This window comes from Paenibacillus sp. MAH-35 (assembly GCF_058135425.1).
The window spans coordinates 1-10,509 of record NZ_JBYUPU010000080.1; the positions used below are offsets into that span (position 1 = coordinate 1).

Genomic DNA, 10,509 nt, shown 5'->3' on the forward strand with positions numbered 1-10,509 from the left:
AGTCTTCTTGAGCTTTACAATGAACATCACCCCCAAAGGGGATAATCTTGGAGGAGCCGGATGCGATGACCCGCACGTCCGGATCTGTGAGAGGCCCATGCAATTGTGCATGGGCCTACTCGATTTGTGTCAGAGGCCGGGAGGGCGGTCGTCAAGCCAAACCGGGGCGGCAGCGATGCTAGAACGGTCTATGGCAGAGCCGTCCCTGCTGCACGGTTTCGGGCCCAAAGTACGACCCGGGCCGGCTTAGACGGCAGTCTTCCCGCACAGCTGCATCCTTTATTCTGTGTCTGCGGATGCGGCCGGAACGGCAGGGATTGCCGGAATCGCTTGCAGCGCAGTCACGTTCGCCTTCGCCTCTCGCAGCTCCGTAATTCTCTGCTTGTACAACTCCAACTGATTAGCTAACGCCTGCTTGATGGCTTGTCCGTCATCGGATTGTACGGCTTCTTCAAGCTGCTTCCAGCCTTCAGCGAAGGCGCTGGCGCCGATCGTCGAGTCCACGACGCTTGCAGACGAGATCGAGAAGCTGACCGTATCGGCAGCGATTGCTTCGGCGCTTGGATCAGTGATTGTATCACCGGCTTCGGCGGAAACCTTGAGGGCCGGAACGGCAGTTACCGAGATGGTAACGGCTGCTTCGCTCGAGCCTCCGGCTTCAGCTTCGTCCCCGCTGGAATCCGCAGTTGCCGGCTCTATGGCGAAGGTATCGTCATTAACCCGCTTCACCATCGTAACCGTTTTGAAAAATTCGTTTCCGTCAAGCGGCTTCAGTTCCTTCAGCAACACGTCGGCTTTCACGGCGAACTGGCCTTCGACCGCCACAGCCTCGCTAAGCGGCACCGTTTGAATGTTCAGCGGCTGGCCATCGGCACTTTCCGCCCAGAACAACATTTTCGGGGTGAGCGACGTATACGCGTCCAGCGTCTGTTTCCAGTCTTCGACCGTTTCCGGGGCATACGTTTCGGCCAGCTTGAGCGGGTCCAGCAGCTTTTTGGCAATGATCGTTTCGGCCATTTGCACCGGCTTGGCGTTCGTATGATCGGCAGTTTCGGCCATGGCGGCCGGGGCTCCCACGGCAGACAACAGCAAGGTGGACAAAGTGGCGGTTTTCAACATTTGTTTGTAGTTCATCGGTACAACACTCCTTAAGGTTGATGGGTAGTTACAGGCTTCAGTGTACCGGCCGTCTGTGGCAAATCGTCCGAGAAATTGTGGAAAAACGATGGCAGGGCGCTACTGCGGGTGTGGTTTTGCTACAATACTAGTACGAAAGGAACTGCGGGAGGCTGGATGGATGAACAACTATTTAATCGCGATCGTAGACGACGATCCTCATATACGCGAACTGGTGGAAGCCTATTTGAAAAAGGAGCAGTACCGCACGGCCGCGCTCGCCTCCGCCGAGGAAGCCTGGGAGCAGTGGAAGACGGCTCCCCCGGATATGTGGGTGCTCGATATTATGCTGCCCGGCATGGACGGTTACGAGTTTTGCAGGCGAATCCGCCGGGAGGCGGAGGTGCCGATCATTATGATTTCGGCCCGGGATACCGAGGTTGACAAAATATTAGGTCTGGAGCTGGGGAGCGACGATTATATGGTCAAGCCGTTCAGCCCCCGCGAGCTGGTCGCCCGGATCAAGAGGCAGCTGCAGCGCACGCATAAACTGAAAACTTTGGAGGACATGAAGCAGGGCGAGGCGCTGGTGCTTCAGCTCGGAGCCGGTCAACTGCAGCTCGTGCAGGAAGAGCGGCGGGCGTTCTGGTGCGGGGACGAGGTCGACGTGACGTTTAAGGAATTCGCGCTGCTTCAAGCGTTCGCAGAACGTCCGAACCGCGCCTTCGCCAGGGACGAGCTGCTCACCCTGGTGTGGGGGGACGACTATTTCGGCAGCGACCGGGCCGTCGATCATCTGGTGAAGCGGCTTCGCAAAAAAATCGAGCAGCTTCCCGTGGAAGCGGTATGGGGACACGGCTACCGGCTGCGCATGGAAGCGGAGGTGGCGGGGGAATGAAGCTGCTGCACCAGATTAATTTGGCGTTCGGCTTGATGCTTGTGTTGGTGCTGAGCGTGACGGCCGTTATTTTCCACTATGTGTTAATGGATCACTTTATCGAGGTTCAGAAAAAAGATATGACGGCGATCGAACGGTCGATCACGTCTACGATTGCGATCAGCGATCTGACCTTCGTCGAGTCAGGCGGGGACAATGCCGTCGCCTCCATGGCCGCTACCATTACGGCTGCGCCGGTTGCGGGTGTCGGGGCGGTCATAACGGATTCCACCGAAAACGTAGTGTTCAGCACGGTGGACGCGGTTCCGGTCTGGACTTCTACGTTCGGCACGGCTACGGCGGCGGCCGCCCCCGGAGTGGTGAGTATCCAGAAACTGCGGGAAGCCGAGGATATCCAGTACCTGGTTTCCAAAAGCTCAATTCCGCAAGGGACGCTTACGCTTTTTACGCCGATGAGCAAAATAAAAGAGATCGAGCTGTCGCTGCTGGGCCGGCTGCTGATCGTGTTGTTCGTCGGCGGAGGGCTTGTGTTTTTGCTGAGCCTCTTCATTACTAGGAGACTGATTCGTCCGCTGCTGCAATTGCAGGGCGAGCTTCAGAAGGTGGAGAACCGCAGGTTCTCGGAAGTCCGGCTCATTCAGGCCGGAGGAGAGATCGGCGATGTTGCGCAGACGGTATACAAGCTGGCCGGGGAACTGGAGAAATATAACCGCATTCAGAAGCAGTTTATTCAAAATGCGTCCCATGAACTGAAGACGCCGCTCATGTCGATCGCCGGTTATGCGGAAGGAATCCGCGACGGCGTATTCGAAGGCGAGCAAGCCGGGAAAGGGCTGAACGTCATCATCAGCGAGAGCGCCAGACTGCGGAACATCGTGACGGAGATGACGCTGCTTGCCAAGCTCGACGGCGAGGAGAACAGCTTCCGGTTCGGCGCCGTTGCGATCCCCGAGCTGATCGAGGAGACGGTGGAGCGGCTGAATCCGATTCTGGTGCAAAACGGGATCACGATTGAGACGGAGCTGGACGCAAACGACAAAGAGCGGCTGGCGGTTCGGGCCGACCGGGACAAGCTGCTGCAAGCTTTGATCAACGTCGTGGGCAACGCGGCCCGGTATGCGAGCCAACGAATCCGGATTCAGGTGCGGATTCAACATAAACAGATCGTCATCGCCGTCGTCGACGACGGGCGGGGGATACCGGACAAGCTGCTCCCGCACCTGTTCCACCGGTTCGTGAAAGGAAAGGACGGGGAAACCGGGCTCGGGCTGGCGATATCCCGGGCGATCGTCGAGCGTTGCGGCGGCCGGATCGCGGCGAGAAACATTCCGGAGGGAGGGGCCGAGATGACGATGCGTTTCCCCGGAATGGCGACCGCGTGAGTGCCAGCGGCTGGTCGGCCGTTCGCGCTCACGGCGCAATCGTGCCGGGCTCTGAGCGGGCGGTGTGCGCTCCCGCCGCCGGTTTGAAGTCGGGCCGTTTCGTCCATACTGGCCGATGAAGCGGCTTGAGCGGTCCAAACATGCCGGCACCGGCAGCAGGGCGGGGCCGTGAGCTGCGGCAGATGGTACAGACGCAGCCGTTGGCCTGCAGCCGGGAGGCGTCCCCGGCGGGCCGTATTTCGGCGGATTCAGCGGATCTTTATACGCGATCGTGGCGGTTACCGCTCCTCACCGCTCCTGCCGCCTGCAAAATCGCAGGGGAGGAAAGCCGGAACTTGCGTTCTGGCGGCCGATTGGCGAGGTTAAGTTTTGCTTGACGTGCCGCTCCGCCTCGTGCATACTTTTTTCAGTTACTACAGATCGGTGGAGAGCGCATACATGAATCGCCATTCGTTGTACATGGAGTTTAGCCGGGAGGAGTGGTCGGCGATCCGGGACCATACGCCGCTTCCGCTCACGAAGGAAGAATTCGAGAGGCTGAAAGGGTTGAACGACCAGATTCCGTTCCAGGAAGCGGAGCAAATCTACCATCCCATTACCCGGCTGATTAATTTGTACGTGGCTGCCTCGCAGCAGTTGTACAAGTCGGCCGCTTATTTTACGGGCAGCCAGGAAGCGAAATCGCCTTACATTATCGGGATCGCCGGAAGCGTCGCAGTCGGAAAAAGCACGGCGGCTCGTCTGCTCCAACTGCTGCTGTCCCGGTGGACGAATCACCGTAATGTGGACCTGATTACGACCGACGGTTTTTTGCACCCGAACCGGGTTTTGCAGGAACGCGGGCTGATGAAGAAAAAAGGGTTTCCCGAGAGCTACGATATTAAGCGGCTGCTGCAATTTTTGACCGAAGTGAAGGGCGGCAAGCCGGAGGTTACGGCCCCGGTTTACTCCCATCTTGTATACGATATCGTGCCGGACCGGGCGCAGGTCGTCCGCGCTCCGGATATTCTCATCGTCGAAGGCATTAACGTGCTTCAGGTGAACAAGGAGTCGCAAGTGTTCGTCAGCGACTTTTTCGATTTCTCGATCTACCTCGATGCGGAAGAGAGCGACATCAAGCGGTGGTACATCGAGCGGTTCCGGATGCTGCGGGATTCGGCGTTCCGCAATCCCGACTCGTACTTTCACCGGTATTCCACTTTAACGGAGGAAGAGTCGGTCCAGACCGCTACGCAGATTTGGGAAGAGATTAACGCCGTCAACCTCCGCCAAAATATTTCGCCAACCAAAGGGCGCGCCCAACTGCTGCTGCAGAAGGGCTCGAATCACGAAATTCGCAAAGTGCTGCTCCGTAAGTAGGGGCGGCGCTTTGTTTTTGTTGCAGGGTGGCGCGGGGAGGATGGAGGCCGCCAGCGTGTGCGGGTGATCTAACCGATGGGAGTGCCTTGCTGCGGGTAGTGTTGCCGGATAAGGGTGGTTTGCACCTCTTAATTTGCCGGAAACCGGCTCGGGCGGACGGTGTACAATAGTTTGTGTACCAAGAATTGGAGCCTAGTCAGGCAACAAAAAAGTAGGGTATTCTCGGGATTGCGAAAGTCACCAAGAAAGGAACCCTACACATGGCAACTATACACGAAAATACGCTCTAGAGGTGCAAACCGCCTCTATTCACCTCAGTTTGGCTATTATGCCGGAAATAAAGGATGCCAAAGACTCTTATTCTTCCACGGGCTCAACCCGCACGATGAGCCCAACCCATATACGACAAGCCTAACCCGTATCAACGAGCCTAACCCGTATCGACAAACCTAACCCGTATCAACGAGCCTAACCCCTATCGACGACCCCAACCCATATACACTTTTCAGCCAAGCAGAGTTCCTTCCGCTCACAGCCGGGGCGTGGTCAAGGCGCTGTCTGATAAGGCCGCGCGTAGTGCGGAAAATAATAAGACGCCACTCTCGAGGGCGGGGAGTACAACGATTCAACCGGTAGTTCGTTTTTTTAGGATGTCAAAAAACTGTACTGGATCTTAAATATGTGAAATGGTGCGGCGGTCCGTGATCCGTTACATATGGAGTATGCCGAATCTTCAAGTGAGGATGGCATACCACATACAGGAGAAAAGGACGGTCGATTCGATTGATGGCACAACGAAAATGGAAGACAGGTATGATCGGGATGTCGCTCGCGGTGTTGTTGTCCGCTTGCAGCGGAGGGGGGGCGTCACCGCAGCCGGATGCGTCCGGCGAAACGCCGAAGCCGGCGGAGAAGCCGCCGGAGCCGATCGAGTTGAAGATTCATGCTTCTGGCGTTGCGGAGCAAGAGTTCGATACGCGGTTCAAGGAGGTGCTGCAGAAGAAGTTTCCTCATATCAAAATCGTCTGGCTGCCGACGAACGGTACGGCCAACACGATTCAGGAGTACGTGGCCCGCGGCGAAATTCCCGATATCATCCGCAACATTTCGAGTACGGTGCATACCAACTATTTGAACATGGGGCTTGCCTACGATCTGCGGGAGATGGTCAGCAAGTACAAGTACGATCTTAGCCGCTTCAATCCGATCTTTATCGACGGCTTCATCAAGCTGTCCGGGCAAAGCGGGGAGTTGTACGGTCTTCCGGTATCGCCATTCTTCTCGAGGGTGCTTTATTATAACAAAGACGTATTCGACAAGTTCGGTCAGCCTTACTTGAAGGACGGCATGACCTGGGACGAAGTGTACGAAGTCGCGCGTAAGCTGAGCCGGGTGGAGGACGGGGTTACCTACCGCGGATTCTCCGGCAATGTCGCCACGTATCTGACGTACAATGAGTATTCGCTTTCTACGCTCGATCCGGCCAAAGACGAGCTGTCCAGCTTCGATACGTGGAAAAAGATTTTCGACAACTATATCCGGTTTTATCAAATTCCGAACAACCCCATTGCCGCTACGCTCGCGGATGAGCAAAACGCGTTCAAAAACGGGACCGTTGCGATGCATGCCGATATTTACTCCCCGTATCTCGATCTGAGTATGGTGAAAAACTGGGATATGGTGTCGATCCCGATTATTGAAGGGGCGCCGAAAAAGGTAGGCATCTTCCCGCCGGGGTATCTGCTCCTTACGAAGCAGAGCAAGCACAAGGACGAAGCGTTTCAGGTCATGATGGAGATGTTGAGCGACGACGTGCAGATGAAGGATGCGCGGAACGGATTTTTGCCGACGGTTGCAAACAAGGATATGATGGCTGCGCTCGGACAGGACAACGCGGTGTACAAAACCAAAAACATGAAGGCCGTCGGCCATTACGAATTTGCCCCGATCCGCCCGGCGCGCGAAAAAGGAAAAACGGTGATCGATACGGGTGTCGCGGATACTCATTTGCGCAACGCATTTTTCGATGCCGCTCATGGGAAAGACGACGCGAATACGGTGCTGAGAAGAACGGACGAACTGCTTAAGCAGGAAGTGGAAAAAGAGAAGAGCAAAACGAAATAGGGGAACGTATCAGGGCGAGTTGAGTACGGGTGTGTCGAACAATGATAAGGTGTGAACCTCCGATGCTGCTTTTATTAGCGGTTCCGGGGGTTCTTTTGTTGCGAGTGCCGTCTCTCTTACTATGTAGAGGAAGTCCGGCTTCCGTTATTAGGCCGGAAATGCTTGAACAAGCCGGTTAGCGGAACAAACGTTTCCGTTATTTCGGCGAAATTCGTAAAAACCGGTCGCATTGTCGCGAATAACGGAAGTAAAAGTTCCGCTAACAGGCGGTTTGCCGACTTCATAACGAAATAGAGGAAGTGTTTGTTCCGGTAAAGAAACGGACAAGTAGGAAAGGAGGCATGGGGTCGGGTCAAACTTGAAGGTTTCTCCAGGGGCAACTCGAAAGCGCCTCCAAAGGCGATCCAAAGGCGATCCAAAGGCGCCCCAAAGGCGGCCCCAAAGGCGGCCCCAAAGGCGGCTCCAAAGGCGCCTCCAAAGGCGATCCAAAGGCGCCTCCAAAAGGCGATCCAAAGGCGCCCCGAAGGCGGCTCCAAAGGCGCCCCAAAGGCGCCCCAAAGGCGCCCCAAAGGCGCCCCAAAGGCGACCCCAAAGGCGACCCCAAAGGCGACCCCGAAGGCGACCCCAAAGGGCACCCCCAAAGGCACCCCCAAACCCTAACAAACAGCCTCCTAAGGCTGTTGTCCTCACCAGTCCCCGAACAACTCGTCCAGCCGGTCCCACTGCTCAGTCAGCCAGATCAGCTCCTCGGCGAACCGTTTGGGCGGTATGCTGGCATGGGTCAGCATGGAAGCCCGGAGCCACCAGTGCGCTTCGCGGCACCATAGCAGCTTCAGCGCAACCGGAAGCCGGCCTGCGGGGAAATCGTGCTGCTCCCGGTAGCCAGTCAGGAAAGCTGCGGCCGCTTCCCGCTGAAGCGCGCCCTCATGCCAGGCGCCGGACAGCAGCGCCCTTGCCGTATCGATTTCCGGGTAGCTGTATTGCACCGTATCGAAATCGATAACCTGCACGTGATCGTCGGCGTCGAACAGGAAGTTGTCGACCCAAAAGTCCCAGTGCGCCCAGCCGGGCTCCAGACCGTCGAACATTGCCGGGTCCAGCGTCTGCAGAATGTCGCCTTGCCGTTCGATCGCCCGGATAACGGCCGGATGAGATTCAGCCGACGCTAAGGCGGCTTCGCGATTGGCCTGCCATTTGCCGCTAAGGCCGGCGTGCGAAGGCTTCCAGGACGTCCCTTCCGCCGGCAGCGTTTGCAGCAGCGTATGCATCTGCCCGGTTGCCCGGCCCAGCCGATACATCCGCGTAGCTCCGACTTCGCCCGCCTTTGGGGGTGCGCCTTCCGCCGGCTGCATGACGGCGTAGTAATAGCCTTCCGGCGATTGCTGCAGATGCCGCCCTCCTGCACTGTACACATCCGGGCAGATCCCGCCGCGAAGATGCAAATCGTGCTGGACCGACAACGAGCGCTCGACCTGCCGGTTCAGATCCGGGTCGCTCAGATTGTACCGCTTCGGATGATAACATTTGACGAAGCGGGGCCCGTCAGCTGAGCTTACCGTCCATTTCATATTCAGCAGGCCGAGAAATGTCTGGGTATATCCGGTGACGGTTACACCATACGTACCGGCCATATGCGCGAACACGGACTCCCGGTACGCCGGATCGGTACACACCCGGGTTTCATCGTGGGAACTCATAACAAAATCACGCCTTTCGGGCGAATGTATGTTCGAATAGGTGTATTATACCATAATGTGGGGGGAGGTCGGAGGGACTTCAGGGCGGGTCCGAAGAACGAATGGTTCGATCCTATTCTAAAAAGAAGAGGGGCTGTCTGCAGAACCAGTCATTTTGCGATTTGGTAAGCCTCGCCTAGAATCGATTTCCTTCGAGAAAAAGGACCCCATCCTCCATGTTTAACGTGGAATTTGAGATCCTTTCGTATGGAAATGGGGACGCTCCCTGTCATACGAGCGCTTTTGGGGCAACCCCTCCGAGGTACGGCGTACTAGGCAGTCTCTAGCCCGAGCGCGGCATCCCGTAGCCGGGCTAAGGCATCGCCGGAGACGGAGAAAGAGTCGTATCGGCCGAGCTCGCCGACAGCTCCTCCACGCGCCTGCACAACGTCTCTTCATCCTGCAAGCCGGCCCAGTACAGGCGCAGCTCGCTGAACAGCCCGTGCATCTCGCTTTCGCGGAGGTTCAGGTCCGAGAAGAGCCGGTAGCTCGGAATGATTTCGCGGAACAAGGAGAAGCGCGAAGGCCGGTTGATCACGCCGGAATCGGGTCCGGACCATTCTGCAGCGGTAACCCGCGCGGGAAGGCTGCACGTATTTTGCCGGATCGCCAGCTGGGCTTCGGAAGAGATCATAAAATCGACGAGCTTTTTCGCAGCTTCCTTGTTTTTGGAATGCCGGTTCACGGCAAGTCCGATGACGATCAGCACCGTAAGCGCGTCCCCGAGATGCGGAACCGGGGCGATGTCGTAGTCCAGCTCGGCGTCACGCAGATGATTTAACGTAAAAAAACTGAGGATGGCGATCGACAGCTTGCCTTGGCGGAGCATCTGGACTTTCTCCGCTTCCCAGTTCATCAGGCTGTTCGGCAGCGAAGGAATATGTTCATACAGCTCCCGGCTGTAGCGGATCGCGTCCATCATGCGCGTACCCGCCAGCTTGAGCCGGCCGTCTTCACGGCGTTCGAAGGAGCCCCCCTTCTGCAGCAGCATGATGCTGGCCCGGTTCGGGGTGGAGAAGTAACAGTGAAAACCGACCCGCTCGCCCGGGATGTCCAAGGCGGAGGCGCATTCGATCAATCTCTGCCAGTTCCAGCTGCTGTTCGGCTCCTGCAGCCCCTGCTGGATGAAGTGGGCGCGATTGTAGCACAAGACGAGAGGCGAGAAGGTAAAAGGCTGAACCCGCAACTGGCCGTCTTTCGCGAAAGCGTCGGAGAGGAACGGATACAGGGCGTCCTGCCGTTCGAGAATCTCGAAATCGTCCAGACTGCCGTGCTCGGCAAATTGCAGGTAACTGTTGTAGTTCATCGTGACCACGTCCAGCATCCCGTTAGCGAGATACGGCTTGAATTGATCGTACAACTGGCCTCCCAGCGGAACGGCCTGAACGTGAATATTCGGATGCTCCTGGTGGAACATGGCGATCAGCCTGTGGATATCCGCATCGTCCGGGATCGTAGGCGAATACCCGAACCGGATCGTGACCGCTCCTTTTTCCGCCGGATCGAGAACTTTGCTGCCGATCTTCGGAATTTTGACGATCATACGCTCGCTTACGAGCAGATCAAGTCCTTTGCGCACCGATTGCACGCTTAACCCGTACTGCTCGGCAAGCTGCTTCTCCGACGGCAAATATTGCTCCGGCTCCAGGCTGCCGGTAAGGATATTGTTGCGGATCGATGTGACCATTTCGTCCAGACGGGGGCGAAACGTTTTGCGGCTTGGACGTCGCACCATATACGTATCAACCTCTTAAAGTGCTATGATTATTGATCATAGTAGATCATTAGTAGCTTGTCAAACAATGGTAATTCATAACAGTGATGGTGAACGAAATATAAATATCAGATAAATATCAATTATGCAAAACTTAGCGTATTTATATCGGTTTAATAT

Annotated in this window: 7 protein-coding genes; 4 read left to right on the top strand and 3 right to left on the bottom strand. The window is 56.6% G+C overall.

The window, feature by feature from the left end; all coding sequences use genetic code 11:
* Positions 1-279: 279 nt before the first annotated feature.
* Complete coding sequence (locus AC3Y2E_RS34255; protein WP_379217862.1) at positions 280-1,134, bottom strand: hypothetical protein; 855 nt, start codon at positions 1,132-1,134, stop codon at positions 280-282.
* Between the two features lie 163 nt (positions 1,135-1,297).
* Here AC3Y2E_RS34255 and AC3Y2E_RS34260 point away from each other — a divergent pair, with 163 nt between their 5' ends.
* From AC3Y2E_RS34260 to AC3Y2E_RS34275, 4 genes are all read left to right on the top strand, one after another.
* The gene (locus tag AC3Y2E_RS34260; protein WP_379217864.1) at positions 1,298-2,014 is read left to right on the top strand and encodes a response regulator transcription factor; all 717 of its coding nucleotides are present in this window, start codon (positions 1,298-1,300) and stop codon (positions 2,012-2,014) included.
* The gene (locus AC3Y2E_RS34265) at positions 2,011-3,396 is read left to right on the top strand and encodes a sensor histidine kinase (RefSeq protein WP_379217867.1); all 1,386 of its coding nucleotides are present in this window, start codon (positions 2,011-2,013) and stop codon (positions 3,394-3,396) included. Before AC3Y2E_RS34260 ends, AC3Y2E_RS34265 begins: the two co-directional genes overlap by 4 nt.
* 438 nt (positions 3,397-3,834) lie before the next feature.
* Positions 3,835-4,755, top strand: a complete 921-nt coding sequence (coaA, locus tag AC3Y2E_RS34270) for a type I pantothenate kinase (protein ID WP_379217869.1) — start codon at positions 3,835-3,837, stop codon at positions 4,753-4,755.
* A 786-nt stretch (positions 4,756-5,541) separates the two neighbouring features.
* Positions 5,542-6,879: an ABC transporter substrate-binding protein gene (locus AC3Y2E_RS34275; RefSeq protein ID WP_379217871.1), complete on the top strand. Its 1,338-nt coding sequence runs from the start codon at positions 5,542-5,544 to the stop codon at positions 6,877-6,879.
* Positions 6,880-7,565: 686 nt separating this feature from the next.
* Here AC3Y2E_RS34275 and AC3Y2E_RS34280 read toward each other — a convergent pair.
* Entirely contained in the window at positions 7,566-8,576 is a 1,011-nt protein-coding gene (locus AC3Y2E_RS34280) for a phosphotransferase enzyme family protein (protein ID WP_379217873.1), read from the bottom strand.
* Between the two features lie 352 nt (positions 8,577-8,928).
* Positions 8,929-10,350, bottom strand: a complete 1,422-nt coding sequence (locus tag AC3Y2E_RS34285; protein WP_379217876.1) for an extracellular solute-binding protein — start codon at positions 10,348-10,350, stop codon at positions 8,929-8,931.
* Positions 10,351-10,509: the final 159 nt, after the last annotated feature.

What these genes read in the sequence shown, in the direction of transcription:
- AC3Y2E_RS34255 (WP_379217862.1), bottom strand. Translation starts at nt 1,134, where the DNA reads ATGAACTACAAACAAATGTTGAAAACCGCCACTTTGTCCACCTTGCTG.
- AC3Y2E_RS34260 (WP_379217864.1), top strand. Translation starts at nt 1,298, where the DNA reads ATGAACAACTATTTAATCGCGATCGTAGACGACGATCCTCATATACGC.
- AC3Y2E_RS34265 (WP_379217867.1), top strand. Translation starts at nt 2,011, where the DNA reads ATGAAGCTGCTGCACCAGATTAATTTGGCGTTCGGCTTGATGCTTGTG.
- coaA (WP_379217869.1), top strand. Translation starts at nt 3,835, where the DNA reads ATGAATCGCCATTCGTTGTACATGGAGTTTAGCCGGGAGGAGTGGTCG.
- AC3Y2E_RS34275 (WP_379217871.1), top strand. Translation starts at nt 5,542, where the DNA reads ATGGCACAACGAAAATGGAAGACAGGTATGATCGGGATGTCGCTCGCG.
- AC3Y2E_RS34280 (WP_379217873.1), bottom strand. Translation starts at nt 8,576, where the DNA reads ATGAGTTCCCACGATGAAACCCGGGTGTGTACCGATCCGGCGTACCGG.
- AC3Y2E_RS34285 (WP_379217876.1), bottom strand. Translation starts at nt 10,350, where the DNA reads ATGGTGCGACGTCCAAGCCGCAAAACGTTTCGCCCCCGTCTGGACGAA.